This is a genomic window from Chitinophaga sp., from assembly GCF_039596155.1.
In the GTDB taxonomy this organism is placed as follows: Bacteria; Bacteroidota; Bacteroidia; order Chitinophagales; family Chitinophagaceae; genus Chitinophaga.
Genome location: NZ_JBCNKF010000020.1, coordinates 124743 through 142465, shown reverse-complemented (window position 1 = coordinate 142465; position 17723 = coordinate 124743). Strand labels below are relative to the sequence as shown.

Genomic DNA, 17723 nt, shown 5'->3' with positions numbered 1-17723 from the left:
TCTTTTTAACCAGCTTTCAGCAATTGATCATAGACGGTTATACCGAGTATAATAGCACCCACAACCAGTAAAATACGGCTCAATGCTTTATACCTGATAGAAAGGGCCAGTACCATGGGTACACTCCAAAAGATAACCAAAGTCGGTTTTGTAATTAACTTATTAAGAAGAATTGCGGTGTCCCGGGAGCTGTTTTCACCGATGATATTAATGACATACCAGCATATGCGAATACCAGCCATGATACAGAAAGCAATGATCAATCCAAGATCGCTCTGAACAGGATCATTATCTATCAGGTCTTTTTCATCAGGGAACTGGGAAATGGGTGATACCTGTTTACCACAATAAGCACAGTACTTACTGTCATTGTCAATGGGGTTGACACAATGTTTGCAATGCATAAGCATAAAATGTTATAGTGAGTAAGGATAATTACAAACACTCAATATAAAGAACTAAAACAAAAATAAAGATATCACTTTCAGCATAGTTCTTAGATGTTGCAATGCATAAGTAATCTGGTTCTCGACCGTCCGCTTCGAAATACCCAGTTTCCCCGCTATCTGGTCGTTTGACAAATGCTCCTGCCTGCTCAGGTTGAAAACCTCCCGGCATCGCTTCGGCAATGCACTCACAACCTCTTCTACATTGTTCTCCAGCTCCTGACAGGACAACTGCTGGTCCCCTTCATTCTGCACGGCATAATTATCTAATTCACCGATAGCTTCATTATAGAGAACCGGCTTTATCTTCTCTTTCTTTAAATGCCTGTATACATGATACCTGCCCGCCGCTTTCAGATAAGCCGGATATGACAATATTTCCAGATGTTCCCGTTTCAACCAGATGTTAAGGAAAATGTCGTGGGTGATTTCTTTACTGACTTCCCTGTCTTTTAGTTGGAAATATACAGTTGTATATACTGACTGCCAATGCTTCTTAAAGAAGAAAGAAAAGGCCGCCTGATCCCCCTTTAATATGGACTCCCAAAGTTCATGGTCAGATAAATGGCGTAAGGACATATTAAATGTACATAACGTAGTGTGCGATAAAGGTAGCAATTTGGCTGAGATTATTCTTCTTTTTTCAGATGCGCCTGCTCCCGAAAAAAAATTTCTCAGATTTATGTGTGTGCATGCAGAAAAAGGTCTCCTGTATAATAAGGTACCTATAAATGAAACAAATGCATCCACGGGAATTCTTTCTGCTATACGAAAAACTGATATCCGGCACCATTACAGCCGAAGAGAAAATCCGGTTGTTGGAGTATACTGACCAATCAGAAGTGGAAGACCACCCGTGGACACCTGAAATGGGTGACAAAGCCGCAATTGAAAACGAATTACATGCACTGCTCGAAAAAGAGATCAGTCCAAAAAAACGAACTAAAACAAGGACACTGATCACTATTCTCTCTGCAGCGGCAGCTTTTACCGGCCTCGTCATCGTCCTTTCATCCATCTACAAGCCCCACACACTGCAGCCACCCGCTGCGCTCAGAACCATGGCGGCCACCATGGTAACGCCCGGCAGTAACAAGGCTCTCCTGACGCTTGCAGACGGCTCCACTATCACACTGGATAGCGCACAGGCAGGCTCGCTGACCACAAAAAATGGTGTAACAATTAAACAGGTTCAGAATGGACTCATAGAATACAACGACAAAACGGGCAAGAATGTAACATCCTGGAGCACGATCTCTACCCCAACCGGCGGACAATACCAGATCGTACTTGAAGACGGCACCAAAGCATGGCTGAACGCCACTTCATCTCTCCGATTCCCAACCACCTTCAGGAACAATGACAGGACAGTGGAAATAAGCGGGGAAGTATATTTTGAAATTGCTAAAGACGAATCCAAACCATTTAAGGTAAGCTTCAATGGCAACACCATCACTGTACTGGGCACACACTTCAACGTCATGGCTTACAAAGACGAAACGACAAGTAAGGTGACCCTGCTGCAGGGTGCTGTCAAAGTGCACAACCACTCCGGCGAACAGTTACTCAAACCCGGTATGCAGGCACAGGTAAAAGATTCCGGCAGCCAGATCACCACCTGCAAGGCTAACCTGGAAGAAGTTATTGCCTGGAAGAACGGCTACTTTACTTTTGACCATGAAAACATACAAAGCATTATGCGAAAACTGGCACGCTGGTATGACGTAAAAGTAAACTACCAGGGCGACATGACCGGGAAGATCTTCTCCGGCACCGTTTCACGTTTTGATAATATTTCGGAAGTACTCAGCATGATCGAACTGACCGGCACCATCCACTTCAAACTAACTGGAAGAGAGCTGACGGTATTGCCCTGACATCATCTGTTAAAACCATTGCAACCGGCGCAAACACTGCACCGGAAAGGGGATCTTATTGCTTTAAAAACATACACACATTCATAAATTCCAAAACGTACATCTATGCGATGCTATCTACAATTTAAGCAACCATGGCAATTCCACGTGCCACTAAAACTGCTGCTCAAAACTTTTCTATTAGTACTTTTCACCGCTGTCCAGGTACACGGACGTGCACAGAATATAACTATATCGGAGCATAACGTGCCGCTGGAAAAACTCCTCATGGACCTGAAAGCACAAAGCGGTTATAACTTTCTCTATAACGCACCCATGCTTGCCGCTGCACGCCCGGTAAGCATTTCTGTGACGAACTCCCCTATCGATGAAGTGCTGCGGCTTTGCTTCAAAGACCAGCCACTTGATTATACCATCAGGCAGCGGACGATCATTATCAAACAGAAAGATAAACCCGCAACGCCTCCCACTCCCCCCGCCGACATTACCATCAGCGGCAGAGTGACCAACGATGCCAACGAAGCATTGCCTGGCGTAAGCATTAGTATCAAAGGCACTTCCAGGGGAACTACCTCCGATGCCAGCGGCAATTTTGTACTCCACGTACATAGTGAAAACGATACACTGCTCTTTACCTTTATTGGCTTTACACCAAGAGAAGTCGTGGTTGGCAACCGTACCCGTATTGACGTCAGACTGTCTGCTGAAAATAAGGCCCTGGGGGAAATAGTGGTGGTAGGTTACGGGCAGCAGACAAAAGCTACTGTAACCGGTGCTGTCGCCGCTATTAAAAGTGCAGACATCATCCGCACAAAAAACGAAAACGTAACCAATATGCTGACAGGTAAACTCGCCGGTGTACGTATCGTCCAGAAGTCGTCAGAACCCGGTACCTTCAACAATACCTTCGATATCCGCGGAATGGGCGATGCATTGATCATTATTGACGGGATCCCACGCGATAACATGGCGCGCCTGAACCCTGACGATATCGAAAGCATCTCTGTACTGAAAGACGCTTCCGCAGCCGTATATGGGGTACGCGCGGCCAACGGTGTGGTACTCATCACAACCAAGAAAGGTAAAGCAGGTACCAACGTTATCAACTACAGCGCTAACTTCGGTATTCAAAAACCCATCGGTTCTCCCAGGAGCACCAGTGCTGCTGACTGGATGACACTCGCCAACGAGAAATCCATGCATAACCAGAACGGCGGTACACTCCGCTACTCTCTTGATGAAGTAGAAGCCTACCGAAACGGTACCAAACAAGGTACTGACTGGTACACTGCCGTGATCAGACCCAGTGCCCCTATGTCTCAGCACAACCTTAGCACCAGCGGAGGTTCTGACAGGGTACAGTATTATGCATCGCTCGGTTATCTCTCCCAGGAGTCTTTCCTGCGCAGTAACAGCAACAGCTACAAACGTTACAACTTACGCTCAAACGTAACCGGCAGAATTACCGACCGGCTGAAAGCTGACTTCCAGTTGAACGGTGTATTCGATGAGTCTGACAAGAACTATGAACAAACCGACTGGATTATTCGCTCTATGGAAAGAGCCGCTGCTATTCAGCCCATCTATTCCAACAATAACCATGACTACCTGCAGGTAGGCGCCGTAGATGGTTCTAACCCCGTTGCAATGGCGGATGCCAACAAGTCTGGTTACAGGAAATATGGTAACAAATGGTTCCAGAGTAATGTAAGCCTGGAATACGATGTGCCAGGTATCACCGGTCTGCGCGCAAAAGGCATGTTCGGCTATGACTACCAGTTGCTCGACAACAAGATCTATAAAAAACAATACAACCTCTACAACTACGACGACGCTACCTCCGCTTATAATCCCACTACCAATCAAAGCCCCAGTAATATCCGCAGGGAATTCTATACAAAACAATCCATTCTCACACAGTTCTCGCTGAACTATCTCCGTACTTTCAATGAAGTGCACAACATCAACATCCTTGCACTCGTAGAGGGACAGCATCGGCAGGGCGATAACATCTTTGCTGCACGTGATCTCTCCCTGCTGCTGGATCAGTTGTCTGCCGGCAACAGTGATAACCAGCAAGGGAGTATGTCTACCGGGAGCGGTGACCTATACGACTACGCAAACATTGGTTACGTAGGTAAAGCCAACTATAACTACAAAGGCAAATACCTCGCTGAGTTCAATTTCCGTTATGATGGTTCTTCCCGTTTTGATGCATCCCACCGTTGGGGCTTCTTCCCTTCAGGTAGTGTGGGCTGGCGCTTTACGGATGAAAACTTCTGGAAAAACCTACACCTCACATTCATAGACAATGCGAAATTCCGCGCATCCTACGGCGTACTAGGCGATGACAATGCTTCTACCTACCAGTGGCTCAACGGGTACACCTATCCTGCGGGAGGTGATTATAATAATCTGCCCGGTGGCTCAGTGTTCGACGGCACCTATATGAACAGCGCTGTTAGTACCGGCATTGCAAATAAAAATATTACGTGGTATACCGCTAAAACGTTTGATGTAGGTATGGACCTCACCACTAAAAATGGTATGTTCGGCCTGATCGTTGACTACTTCCAGCGTAAACGCACTGGCTTATTGACTACCCGCAGCGTCAGCCTGCCATCAGTAGTAGGTGCTGCGCTGCCACAGGAAAACCTGAATGGTGATATGACCCGTGGCATCGATATTGAAATCAACCACCACTACAAAATAGGTGAAGTGAACTACAACGTAAGAGGAACATTCGGGTTCACCCGCACCCAGTTCACTTACCAGGAATCCGGTAAATACGGCAACAACTACAACGAATGGAGAAGCAATAACAACAACCGGTATTCAGATATGGTCTGGGGCTTCAAAGGCATTGGCCAGTTCCAGAGCTACGAAGAAATTGCGAACAGCAAAGTAAAATATGACCAGGGTACACTGCCCGGTGACTACAAATATGAAGACACCAACGGGGATGGTATCATCAATGATCTCGACTTACAGCCGATCAGCTATAGCGGCAGACCGATGTTCTCTTACGGCCTCACACTAGATGCGAACTGGAAGGGATTTGATATCGCCCTGTTATTCCAGGGAGCCGCTAAGGTGTATGTAAACTATGTAGAGATCTTAGCAGAACCCATCTGGGGATCTAATTACTCAAACGCACTGGAAATGTTTATGGACAGGTGGCATCCCGCAGATCCTACCGCAAACCCTTACGATCCTAATACGCAATGGGTAAAAGGGAAATATGCTTACACCGGCACTGTAGCCCGCGGTAACTCTACCTTCTCCTACTTCAACGCGAGCTACCTGCGCCTGAAAACAGTTGAACTGGGTTATACCCTACCGGTATCCCTGCTGAAACGTGCCGGCATCAAAGGCGCGCGGGTATACTGCAATGTCTACAATGCACACACCTGGTCAGGCATGAAATTCATTGATCCTGAACATCCCAGCGATAGCTACGGTAATGTGTATCCATTGAACCGTACTTACAATATGGGCTTCACCATCAATCTTTAATTCTGGTTATTATGAAAAAGCTTAAATATATACTACCCTTCATACTGAGTTTTTCGCTCTTTTCCTGTACAAAACTGGATATCTCCCCCACCAATATCATCCAGGACGGCGATATCTTTGGCTCAGAAGCGGGCATCAACTCCTACATGGCAAGGATCTACAGCGAAATGCCGATTGAAGATTTCCGCTATAGCCCGAACTATCTCTTCAACCACTTCTGGGTACTGCAGGTGCCTGCTACCATGTCTGGCGAAGTCCTGTGCCGCGAAGTAGGTGGCGCAAAGAACGAGTCTACCTCTACCGACTATGGCGATACCTGGAGTGATCTGTATACCGTGATCAGGGAATGCAACTACTTCCTTGAAAATATCAAAAACTATCAGAAGAACTATACCGAAGCAACCGTGAACAAATACAAAGGCGAAGCTTACTTTGTACGCGCATTCACGTATTATGCACTGGTAAAGCGGTACGGTGGTGTGCCGCTGGTAACACGTGTGCTGAACTATCCATCAGAGTCTATCGATGCGGTTGATATCGCGCGTTCTTCAGAAGAAGATACCTGGAAACTGGTAGCTGCCGATTATGACAGTGCAATTGCTTTGTTGCCTGCTACGAACCAGGTAGGCCGCGCCAATAAATATGCAGCGTATGCAATGAAAGCAAGAGCCATGGTACATGCCGGCGCGATTGCAAAATACAATACCAGTTCCTACATCGTAGGCGGTATCCGCCTGTGTGGCATGAGTGCTGACCTGGCAAAAGCGTTTTATACCCAGGCCTACAATGCTGCACTGGCGGTAGATGCAGGTGGCTACAGTTTGTATATGAACGAATGGGCAGCAGGTGATAAAACTGCGCAGTATATGAACTACAAGAACCTCTTTACGAAAGCCAGCAGTTCTGAAGCGATCTTTGTAAAGCAATACAGTTATCCTGAATCTGTGCATGGTTATGATGCCTACAATGTACCAGCTCAATATAAAGGAGCCAATGGTTATTCTGCTGAAACCAATCCTACCTTAAACTTCGTGGAAATGTTCGATGGCATTCCCAAAGATGCAAACGGACATGTGGATGTGTACAATGCAGACGGCACCTACAAACTTTATGATAGCACCATGCAGTTCTTTGCAGATGCAGAGCCTCGTCTGCGGGCAACGGTCATCCTGCCGAACGATCAGTTCAAAGGCACTGCCTGCCAGATCTGGAGAGGTATCTATACAGGTACAGCCACATCATCTATTGTCCGCCTGATCCCGGAAAACAGCACGGTGAAATATGAAAATTCATCCAGCGCCGGTATGTTAGTCACCTCTTCCAGCGGTTCCCAAACGGCTTATACACTGCATGACGGCACCAAAATGAATCCCGCCGGTGCAGCAGGTGTGTTCTACGGCGATAATACCTGCGCAATGTCAGGTTTCACTATCCGGAAATGGTTAAATGAATCTATGCCCCAGCAGGAAGTGCTGGAAAACAGGTCTGTACAACCCTGGCTCGAAATGCGCTATGCCGAGGTATTACTGATCCGTGCAGAAGCCGCTGCAGAACTGGCTACGCTGGGTGTGGCCGATTACCTGAATGATGGGTATACCTGCATAGACAAGATCAGAACCCGGGCAGGAGCCGATTTACTGACAGGTGCGGAAAAAGCTTCTGCCACTGCATTTATCAGCGCAGTCCGTAAAGAACGTCGTAAAGAACTGGCTTTTGAAAACAAAGTATGGTGGGATTTAAAACGTTGGAGGGTGATTGCCACCGAACAGTCCAATACCCGCTGGCGGACACTGATGCCCTTCTATGCAGACCGTGCCGGCAAATGGTTCTTTGACGCGCGCTTCGATGAAAGAGGCAACACCTTCACCTTCGATACCCGCTGGTATTACCAGGAACTGCCGGGAGCCGCGATCACAACGAGTACCAAAGTGGTGCAGAATGCAGGCTATTAATACACTTAAACTTTGAAGACGATGAAAATTCAATATATAATTTTAGCGCTGGGACTGTTCTGTTCCTGCACAAAATACGACAACAAAGAAAAGCCTTCCAGGGTATTGAAAGGTCTGATTACAGACTCGATCACAGGCAAGGGTCTGCAAACGCAGGTAGGCGACAATGGCGTACGATTCAGAATGCTGGATCTCGGGTACTCCGCAAGTCCGACGGCATGGTATTTTACAACACAGCAGGATGGTAATTTTGAATGTTCCATCATCCCTGCAGGCAAATATAATGTAACCCCACTCGGACCTTTCGTCCCGCTTGTACAAACCGACTCCAACGGGGATACCACGAAGAATGCCAGTGTGACCATCGATATCAATGGAACGGTGACACAAAATTTCACCGTGGTTCCTTTCCTTGAACTGGCATGGATAGGTAGTCCGGTCGTCAATGCGGACAATACCATTACTGTGCAGTTCAAGGTTTCCCGTGGTACTACCTTGCCGGCATACCAGCAGGACCTGACGAATATTTACCTGTTCGTGAATTCTTCCAGTTATAACGTAGGAGATAATAATTACGACTCCCGTTACACCGTGGCGGTCAACAACCCGACTTCACAGCTGGACCAGACCATTACCGTCACCACACCGGTATTACCTTTTAAGAATGCAACTTACTACCTGAGGGCAGCTGCGCGTATTGATTACAGTGTAGAAGGCGTAAACAGGTATAACTATAATGAACCTATCGCGGTAAAAGTGCCGTAAGGTTCCCTTTGTGCGAATTCCACTTTTAACGGCAACTATGTTTGCTGTCTGCAAAGGATAACCCGCTCCTGCATATGCGGGAGTGGGTTATTCCCTGAAAGAGCTGAACGGCGGATGTAGCTGACTACAATCAATCACGCCTGATTTATACAGAATTTTAACTTAGAGGTCTCAACTTTCCATTATGAAGAAATCATTGCTCCTGCTTTCCTGCCTTTGCATGTCAATTTTCGCAACTGCGCAGAAAGGGGAAAAAACAGCCTTTCAGACCAGTAGTCCGTGGCGGCCTGAAATAGATGTAAGATCGGACATTGCCATTGTGTATGGCGCAGTTGACAGGCATGATATGACCTTTGAACAAAGGGTACAATCATGGCGGAACCATGGATATACTGTTCAGTTCATGACGGGGATCGCATGGGGATCTTATGACGATTATTTCCTGGGGAAATGGGACGGGAAAAATCACCTTGGTATTGGTCAGGTTATGCAGAATGGAGATACCATCTGGCATGGGCATAACATTCCTTATGTAGTGCCCGAAAGTACATTTATCGATTACATGAAACGAGGGGTCGTGAAAAAAGTAATCGATGCAGGTATTACAGCCATTTACCTGGAAGAACCGGAGTTCTGGGCACGTGCGGGTTACAGCCAGGTATTCAAAGACGAATGGCAAAGCTATTACGGGTTTCCATGGCGACCGCAGCATACGTCGCCGGAAAATACTTACCTGTCAAGCAAACTGAAGTATCATCTGTATTATAATGCAATCAAAGAAGTATCTTCTTATGCCAAGGCTTATGGCAAAACCAAGGGCCTGGATGTGAAGGTATTTATCCCTACGCATTCCCTGGTAAACTATTCCTCCTGGCAGATTGTGAGTCCGGAAGCAAGCCTGGCGGCATTGCCAGGTATAGATGGTTACATTGCACAGGTATGGACCGGCACTTCCCGTGAACCCACCTACTTTAACGGGGTAGAAAAGGAACGCGTATTTGAAAACGCCTTCCTGGAATATGGTTCGGTGATCTCAATGACGGCACCTACCAATAGAAAAGTATTCTTACTGACAGACCCGATTGAAGACTGGCCACGTGACTGGAGTGATTATAAACGTAATTACCAGGCGACCTTCACGGCAAAGATCCTGTACCCAATGGTGGCTGATTATGAAGTGATGCCCTGGCCGGAACGGATCTACACAAGACCTTACAAAATAGCGAATAGTGATAGTATGGTGCTGATCCCCAAATATTATTCTACGCAGATGCAGGTGATGGTGAATGCGCTGAATGATATGCCGCGATCAGCCAACAAGGTAACAGGCGTGAATGGCATCGGCGTGTTGATGGGCAATTCACTCATGTTCCAGCGATTCCCCACACACAATGGATATGATGATCCGCAGTTTTCAAATTTCTACGGACAAACCCTGCCTTTGGTGAAGCTGGGGATTCCTGTACAGACAGTCCATATGGAGAACCTGTCTTTTGCAGCCTCACTGAAAGATATCAAAGTGCTGGTGATGAGTTATTCCAACATGAAACCGATGTCTGCAGACGTACATAAATACCTGGCCTCATGGGTGAAGAACGGTGGTACGCTCGTCTATTGTTCAAAAGACGATGATCCGTACCAGTCCGTGATGGAGTGGTGGAATACGAAGGGGAATCATTATAAAACACCATCTGCACATTTATTCGGATTGCTGGGCGTGCAGTCAGCCGCAGGAAAGTATAAAGTTGGCAAAGGACAGGTGTATATTATAAAGGATGATCCGAAGAATTTCGTTATGCAGGCAAACGGGGCGGACCAGTATGTGGCAACGGTGAAGGAGGCCTTTGGTGGCAACCTGCAGGTGAAGAATAACCTGTACCTGGAAAGAGGCCCCTATGATATTGTCGCGGTCATGGATGAAGTGCCCGATAAGACGCCTTACGTGATCAAAGGGCCGGTGATAGATCTCTTTGATCCTACGTTACCTGTGCTGTCAGAAAAGAAGGTGCTACCTGGAGAACAGGCATTTCTTTACAACATCAACAGGGTAGCCAGCAAAAGTACGCCCAGGGTTTTAGCCGCCGCCGCCAGGATCTACGATGAGCAGGTGGCAGCTGATAGTTACACGTTCACGGCCAAAAGTCCGGTCAATACGATCAATGCGATGCGGGTACTGCTGCCGGCAAAGCCAAAAGAAGTGATGACTGCCGACAAAAATTTCAGCCAGTCATGGGATGAGCCTTCCCATACCCTTTATCTCGGGTTTAATAATCAGCCGGATGGGGTGAAAGTGACTATTAAATGGTAGCCAGGCTTAGCTAAGCTGCCCACCCAATTACCCGCTCCATAAGGGTGCTTCTTCTGAAGCACCCTTATTCAAATATCCCACCTGCCATTTTAAAGATCCTGGTCTTTGCGTGATCCTGTCAGGCTGCATATCTTTTTCCCAAAGCGCGATAAACGCCCGGTTAAATAAAAAGCTAACTTTTTTAGCAATTTATTATTTACTTTGCAGCTGCATGTCACTTTACATCACATCACTTAATTCCGGTAGCAATGGCAATTGCTATTATGTAGGCAACGACCACGAAGCCGTTATGGTGGATGCCGGGCTCTCCTGCCGTGAGACAGAGCGGAGAATGCAGCGCCTGGGATTGAGTATGCAGAAGGTAAAGGCACTTTTTATCTCACACGAACATACGGATCATATAAAAGGCATTACGATCCTGTCAAAGAAGTATAACCTGCCTGTATATATTACCCCGGCCACCCAGCGGAGCGGTAATCTGCCGCTGGACCAACAGCAGGCCATTCCATTCCTTCCTTATACACCGGTTCAGATTGGCGGTCTCAGCGTCACCGCTTTCCCGAAGTTTCATGATGCAGTGGAGCCCCACTCATTCATGATATCCGGCAATGATATCAACGTTGGCGTGTTCACGGATATTGGCGCCCCCTGTGAGCACCTGATCCGGCATTTTGAGATCTGCCATGCTGCATTCCTGGAAGCGAACTACGATGAGGTCATGCTGGAGAATGGGCGGTATCCTTTTCATTTGAAGCGAAGGATCAGAGGAGGACATGGACATCTGTCCAATAAACAGGCTTTGGAGTTATTTAAAAAGCACCGGCCCCCTTTTATGACACATCTGTTCCTCTCCCATTTATCGAAGGATAATAACGATCCTGATGTGGTACTGGAATTATTCAGGCCCCATGCAGGGGATACGCATGTAGCGGTGGCTTCCAGGTACCAGGAAACGCCGGTATATAATATCAGCGACAATGGCAGGACGCTGCCACTGAAGTATACGCAGCTGAGCATGTTTTAGCCCACGTACCCTGTAATTGACTATAAAAAACATTTCCCGGTAACCCGCACAGCCCTGCTGGCTTCGCCACAGGCCCCCTATTCGCCTGTAATTCCCACATCCCCTGACAACAAATACTCCCCGTACTGACATTCATCAGCATTTAACAACCCATCTGCTGGTAATTTTGAGTCATCAAAGTCAATGAAACGATATGTTTAAGTATATCCCGGCATCAGAAGCTGTAAAGTGTGTGACTTCAGGTAACCGTGTTTTTATCCATGGATCCGCCGCAACGCCAATGCACCTTTTAAAGGCCCTACAAGACAGGCACGAAGAATTGAAGAATGTTGAATTAACCAGTATTACGACTTTAGGTAAAGTGGACTTCGACAATCCTTTATACAGAAAAAGCTTTTTCATCAATTGCCTTTTCACATCCGCTGCTAACCGGAAAGTCGTGAATAGCGAAGATGGTGACTACGTGCCCATTTTCCTGAGCCAGATTCCGCAGCTTTTTAAAAGGAACATCCTGCCTCCTGACGTTGCATTTATCTCAGTATCACCTCCGGATCAACACGGCTACTGCTCTATGGGTACTTCCGTAGACATTGCCCGCGCTGCAACCGAAGTAGCTAAATATATAGTGGCACAGGTCAATCCTAAAATGCCACGTACCCATGGTGAAGGTTTCATCCACGTATCACGCTTCCACGCTGCTGTATGGCACGAAGAAGACTTACCGGTACTGGACTACTCAGCAGACGCTACCGAAGTAACCGCTCAGATTGGCCGTAACATCGCTACCCTGGTAGAAGATGGCTCCACCCTGCAGTTAGGTATAGGTAGTATCCCTGATTATGTGTTAAAAAACCTGACTAACCACAAGAACCTGGGCTTGCATACAGAAATGATGTCAGACGGCGTCATTCCATTGATAGAAAGTGGCGTTATCAACAATAGCCTGAAGAAAGTAAATGTAGGCAGAAATGTCACCGCTTTCATGGCAGGGACCCGCAAACTGTATGACTTTGTAGACGATAACCCTACCGTAAGAGTACTGACTATCGACTATGTAAACGATACAGCCGTGATCCGTCAGAATCCAAAAGCCGTGGCTATCAACAGTGCCATCGAAGTTGACCTTACAGGCCAGGTGTGCGCAGATAGTATCGGTACTTACCAATACTCCGGTATCGGTGGCCAGATGGACTTCATGCGGGGCGCTTCTTTATCAGAAGGTGGTAAGCCAATTATTGCGCTGCCATCTGTGACCAACAAAGGTATCTCACGCATCACCCCCTTCCTGAAACAAGGTGCTGGTGTGGTGACAACCAGGGGCCACATTCACTGGGTAGTTACAGAATACGGTATTACGAACCTGTTCGGCAAGGGCTTGAAACAAAGAGGTAAAGCGTTGATTGAAATTGCCCACCCTGACCACAGGGAAGAACTGGAGAGAGCCTGGTTCGAAAGATTTGCGAAAAAATCAGCTGTAGTATAAGCTGTTAAAGATAACACTGGTTACAAGGAAGGTCCATTGTGCGCGATTTGCAACGGGCATTCTGACATCCCGGAATGCCCTTCTTCTGACCTTCCTTTCTTTTTTTGCTGGTAGTTTTTTTTGGTTGCTTTTATTAAAATAATGCAGAACCTGGCAGAGCAGCTGGGTTTTGCCTTTATTTTTTTATAGGAAACAGACTGGCAACAGGCATTGCCTGCATTGGTATAAAGCCACTCTCCTGCTGCCGCAGGTCAACTGCAAAACGGTCTTACTGTACCACTATCTGCTGCATGATTCTCCTTCGATGTTGCATCCCCCACTTCGCCATCTCCGAAATAATACTCTGCAACGTCGCTCCATAATCGGTCAACTCATACTCCACCGTCACCGGCTTCGTATCATGCACAGTCCGCTTCACCAGCTCATTCATCTCCAGTTCCCTCAACTCCTTTGACAGCATCTTTGATCCTATCCCTTCTACCTCTCTTTGTAACTCCATAAACCGTCGCTTACCAAAACTCAGCGACCCGATTATAGAGATCTTCCACTTCCCGTTCAATACATCCAGGGTATCGTGTATAGCCCTTAAATGTCCCTGACATTCTTCCGGCCTTTCCTGCGAATGAATTTTCTTACTCATAACAGCTTTCAGTACCGTCAAAAGTACAGGATGTAGGAATAATTTCAAAAAACCACTCTTAATGGTAGTGTATCATTCTGAATTTAATTCCCTAAAATCACCCGAATCCCCGCGCAGTGGTCATCCTCACCCCTCCAATTCTTCGATCATCTCATGATCTACCTCTAATTGCAAATAAGTAATATTAATATTCAGGATCTCTTTGGCAGGTATTACAATTACATCCCCGGGCAAACTAATCGCAATTCCCGGTTCATTAGAATAAAAACTCGTTCGCCCACTTTCTCCCAAAGGCTGCTCTGTCAGCGACTGCTTCCGCAAATCCCTCCTCGTTACCTGCGTCAATACAATATAATCAAGCTCCGTCGACTTCGTCTGAAAATAATAATTTTCCAGATACCCCGTATAGATCAAGGTAGACTCCTTCGAACCTGTTACCACATTCAACAGGATCATATCAAAATTCATGGATGCATACTTCCCGTCAAACAACTCATACCACTCATTCCCAGCCCCCAGCAACGCCACAATCTTCTCACTCAACCGCTTATTCTTCACGATCCAGGCGCTCACTACAAATGCCGCGGCAAATGCAAACAACACGTACCCCAGGAAGCTGATCACATCCCATCCCATGGTCCGGTTATTAATATGAAAATCCCTGTTAGAATAAATAATATTGAGCATCAGGTCAAACTTCACCGTTACACCCAACGAAAAGAGAATAGGCAATAACACGAGATGTGTACAGATCGGAACAAGAATAAACAGCCAGATAGTATCTGTAATAGACAATGCCCCGAGCAACTCCTTCAACTGACGGTGATTGTTGAGCGCTAAGCGAAATGAAATGGCTGGAATGAATAGTAAAGTAATGAGAAAAGCGCCTATAGCAATGTTCATGTATCAATAGAGGATTGAATCAGCTGCGCAGGATCGGGTTGACACTGTTAAAAATATGATGGACAGGTAGCTCCTTTACATAAAAGCTAAAATACAAAGAGAGAGAGGAAAACAACACGCAAAACCGGCACTTCAATGTTTGAAATGACCCATACCCATCACGGTTGTGAAATGCCCGCACTCCTCACCGCAGCGGTAAACTCCACCGGCTTATTACTCTTGCTCAGTACGACCTTGAACTGTACCTTTTCCCCATTGGAAATACGGTCACGGTTATTAAACACAGCCTCTGACAAAGCAGCTGCTGCCTTACTGTTCTTTAAGAACGCTTTACCCAGTTTACTGATCTTTGCACGCATACAAATTCGGATGGTTCTGTACAAATATAAGGAAAATTTACCACCAGCCACCCAAACCATCACAAACAACTGAATATCATATATTTACTACCGTAAAAAACATTCCAGAGAATAATATATCTTTATTCCATGACGACAAAAACCCTGCTGCAGCAAAGATTATTACACCAGCAACTGGCATCGCCGGCCTTTGATACCCCACAGGCAGTTGTTCAATATCTCGGTGCTGTACAGGCACAGGATTACGACATGTCGAAATGGGCCGTCGGCCAACGGGTACAAAACTGTCATGCTGCCATTGTCGAAGCAGCTATCAATGAAGGACACATTATCCGCACCCATGTACTTCGCCCTACCTGGCACCTGGTTAGTCCGGAAGACCTTCGCTGGATGCTGGCACTCACTGCTCCCTATATTAAAAAGAGGAATGTGCATTACGAAAAAAAACTGGAGCTGGACGATGCCTTTTTCAGGAAAAGCAATCAACTGATCTGCAAAGCACTGGCCGGAAAACACCTGGCCAGGAACGAGATAAAAGCCGTGCTGGACAAGGCTGGCATCAAAAGCGATCCGCTCCGTCTCGTTCATATCATGATCCGTCCGGAACTGGAGGGCCTCATTTGCAGTGGCGCCCGAAAAGGTAAACAAACTACCTATGCACTGGCAGATGAAAGACTGCCCCCGGTCAAAGCGATATCCAGAGAGGAAGCACTGGCCAACCTGGCACTACGCTACTTTACCAGTCATGGCCCGGCTACATTGAAAGACTTTGCCTGGTGGTCAGGATTACCCATCACCGTAGCGCGGGAAGGATTAGCTGCCGTTCAGCAGGAACTGGAGCAGGAGCAGGAATACTTCTTTAAAGCCCATAGTGGGAAAGCCACACCGAACATTTATCTCCTGCCCAATTACGATGAATACCTGGTAGCCTATGCAGACAGGGCTGCCTTACATCATGCCGGGAATGAGGACAAAATGCAGCGTTCAGCGCCATTCTTTGACAATACAATTATCATTGACGGACAGGTGGCAGGGACATGGAAACGGGAGGTCAAAAAAGATGAGATCAAAGTAAGCCTGCATCCTTTTGGAAAATTATCTGCAACGCAGGAAAACAAATTGAAAAAGGCAGAGAAAGCATATATCCGGTTCATGCATAGTGCATAAAATGCTAAAAGTTGGCCGGATCAAATGATCCGGCCAACTTTTAACAGTAACTGATATTGTCTTATACATTCACCGCACCTCGTGTTACCGGGATACATCCACGTGTATATTTTCTATAAAATTCCCCGCACCTGGAGCTATCAATGACGCAGCCATTTCCTGATAACGGATGTGTTGCTGCTACGGCACATATACCTTCGACTTCAATGCCTGCTGCACCTTCTTTGGCAGATTTGATAACAAATGATAACCCGTTGAATCTTCAATCGCTTTCACAGAAGTAATATACTTTCGCCAGCTGTTATCAATTGTATTATTGTTGTTAGGGGTATCAATCGCCACAACAGTAACATCACCGCTACTCAGCCGTTCCAGGTCATTATCGCCGGCAGGAATCACCACTACGACTTTCCAGATACGTGCCGGTACAGCCACCTTGCCCTGGTCGATTGTCTTCACCTTCCCTTTTGAGCCGGTTCCGCCCGTGCCATAGCTACCCATAATGATATAACACTCATTGCCCGGGCTCACGAGTGTATTCCTGGTGTATTCCTCAAAACCCGCCCAGGTACGCTTGTTGTTTTTGGGCGCCTGCGGAATCATATTACTCATCAGGAAGGTAGATTCGTTTGCGTCGGTATTATTGGTGCGGTCGCCGGAAGGACAATTATGCCCCCGGTCAAAACCTGAGCTTACATAGTCCGTGCCTTCTACATGATAAAAGCTGCCCGGCAGTTCCGGATCTGCCCTGAAATTGTCTGTCCTGTAGGTGTTACCAAGATCACTGGCATCGAGGTGCCAGCTCACCCAGTTAGGCGTACCACGCTGGCTGTTGTAGGATGCTACGTAGTAAGTTCTGTCTATCAGGTAATTGCTGACAAGCATCCTGCAGGGTTGTGCATCAGAAGGATTGCCCAATAACAGGTGATTGTTATCGCTGGTGTTCCTGATATGTGTATCACAATCATCAGACGAAGACGTTACAATAGTCCGGGAAGCGGTTGTACCCGCCGTTGAACTGGCCGTGTTGTGAGATGGCCTTGACCTACTGTGATTAGACTTTGTAGTACTATTGACAGGTTTTTCGGTCCTGCTTTTTTTAGATTTATCCGGTGTCTTATTGCCTGTTGTTTCCCGAAGTCTTACACAGGTTATAAATACTACCAACGCCACAGAAACGACGAGGGATAATAATTTTTTCTCTTTCATTAGTTGGCTTGTGATCGAAAATTAAGTGACGTATGCGGTGCGAAGTACCAGTGATAGTTCCTCTAAATGGAGTT

Annotated in this window: 14 protein-coding genes; 8 read left to right on the top strand and 6 right to left on the bottom strand. The window is 46.7% G+C overall.

The features are described 5' to 3' along the window. Window positions 1-5 precede the first annotated feature (5 nt). Together ABDW33_RS19615 and ABDW33_RS19610 are read right to left on the bottom strand one after the other, a co-directional pair. Complete coding sequence (locus ABDW33_RS19615) at window positions 6-404, bottom strand: zinc ribbon domain-containing protein (RefSeq protein ID WP_343691790.1); 399 nt, start codon at window positions 402-404, stop codon at window positions 6-8. A 54-nt stretch (window positions 405-458) separates the two neighbouring features. Beyond that, complete coding sequence (locus ABDW33_RS19610; protein ID WP_343691789.1) at window positions 459-1025, bottom strand: sigma-70 family RNA polymerase sigma factor; 567 nt, start codon at window positions 1023-1025, stop codon at window positions 459-461. Between the two features lie 161 nt (window positions 1026-1186). Between ABDW33_RS19610 and ABDW33_RS19605 the strand changes: the two genes are divergently transcribed. The 7 genes from ABDW33_RS19605 (at window position 1187) to ABDW33_RS19575 (ending at window position 13371) form a co-directional block, all read left to right on the top strand. Further along, window positions 1187-2323, top strand: a complete 1137-nt coding sequence (locus ABDW33_RS19605; RefSeq protein WP_343691788.1) for a FecR domain-containing protein — start codon at window positions 1187-1189, stop codon at window positions 2321-2323. Window positions 2324-2428: 105 nt separating this feature from the next. Further along, window positions 2429-5839 carry a TonB-dependent receptor gene (locus ABDW33_RS19600; RefSeq protein ID WP_343691787.1) on the top strand — a complete coding sequence of 1137 codons (3411 nt, stop codon included), beginning with the start codon at window positions 2429-2431 and terminating at the stop codon, window positions 5837-5839. A gap of 11 nt (window positions 5840-5850) precedes the next feature. Then, window positions 5851-7791 carry a RagB/SusD family nutrient uptake outer membrane protein gene (locus ABDW33_RS19595; protein ID WP_343691786.1) on the top strand — a complete coding sequence of 647 codons (1941 nt, stop codon included), beginning with the start codon at window positions 5851-5853 and terminating at the stop codon, window positions 7789-7791. Window positions 7792-7812: 21 nt separating this feature from the next. Then, on the top strand, window positions 7813-8556 hold the full coding sequence (locus tag ABDW33_RS19590) for a DUF3823 domain-containing protein (protein WP_343691785.1): 744 nt from the start codon (window positions 7813-7815) through the stop codon (window positions 8554-8556). 184 nt (window positions 8557-8740) lie between these two features. Further along, window positions 8741-10864 carry a hypothetical protein gene (locus tag ABDW33_RS19585; RefSeq protein WP_343691784.1) on the top strand — a complete coding sequence of 708 codons (2124 nt, stop codon included), beginning with the start codon at window positions 8741-8743 and terminating at the stop codon, window positions 10862-10864. Window positions 10865-11075: 211 nt separating this feature from the next. Next, window positions 11076-11888, top strand: coding sequence for an MBL fold metallo-hydrolase (locus ABDW33_RS19580; RefSeq protein WP_343691783.1), 813 nt, complete (start codon window positions 11076-11078; stop codon window positions 11886-11888). Between the two features lie 193 nt (window positions 11889-12081). Then, a complete protein-coding gene (locus ABDW33_RS19575; protein WP_343691782.1) occupies window positions 12082-13371 on the top strand; it encodes an acetyl-CoA hydrolase/transferase C-terminal domain-containing protein in 1290 nt (429 codons plus the stop codon). A gap of 268 nt (window positions 13372-13639) precedes the next feature. On the opposite strand, the gene ABDW33_RS19570 is transcribed toward ABDW33_RS19575, so the two are convergent. From ABDW33_RS19570 to ABDW33_RS19560, 3 genes are all read right to left on the bottom strand, one after another. Then, on the bottom strand, window positions 13640-14011 hold the full coding sequence (locus tag ABDW33_RS19570) for a helix-turn-helix domain-containing protein (RefSeq protein WP_343691781.1): 372 nt from the start codon (window positions 14009-14011) through the stop codon (window positions 13640-13642). 126 nt (window positions 14012-14137) lie between these two features. Beyond that, window positions 14138-14914 carry a hypothetical protein gene (locus ABDW33_RS19565; protein WP_343691780.1) on the bottom strand — a complete coding sequence of 259 codons (777 nt, stop codon included), beginning with the start codon at window positions 14912-14914 and terminating at the stop codon, window positions 14138-14140. Window positions 14915-15072: 158 nt separating this feature from the next. Continuing rightward, window positions 15073-15273 carry a hypothetical protein gene (locus ABDW33_RS19560; RefSeq protein WP_343691779.1) on the bottom strand — a complete coding sequence of 67 codons (201 nt, stop codon included), beginning with the start codon at window positions 15271-15273 and terminating at the stop codon, window positions 15073-15075. Window positions 15274-15402: 129 nt separating this feature from the next. On the opposite strand from ABDW33_RS19560, the gene ABDW33_RS19555 reads away from it, so the two are divergent. Beyond that, a complete protein-coding gene (locus ABDW33_RS19555; protein ID WP_343691778.1) occupies window positions 15403-16440 on the top strand; it encodes a winged helix DNA-binding domain-containing protein in 1038 nt (345 codons plus the stop codon). Window positions 16441-16620: 180 nt separating this feature from the next. Here ABDW33_RS19555 and ABDW33_RS19550 read toward each other — a convergent pair whose 3' ends face one another. After that, window positions 16621-17649 (bottom strand): DNA/RNA non-specific endonuclease, encoded by a 1029-nt coding sequence (locus ABDW33_RS19550; RefSeq protein ID WP_343691777.1) that lies wholly within the window; start codon window positions 17647-17649, stop codon window positions 16621-16623. Window positions 17650-17723 lie beyond the last annotated feature (74 nt).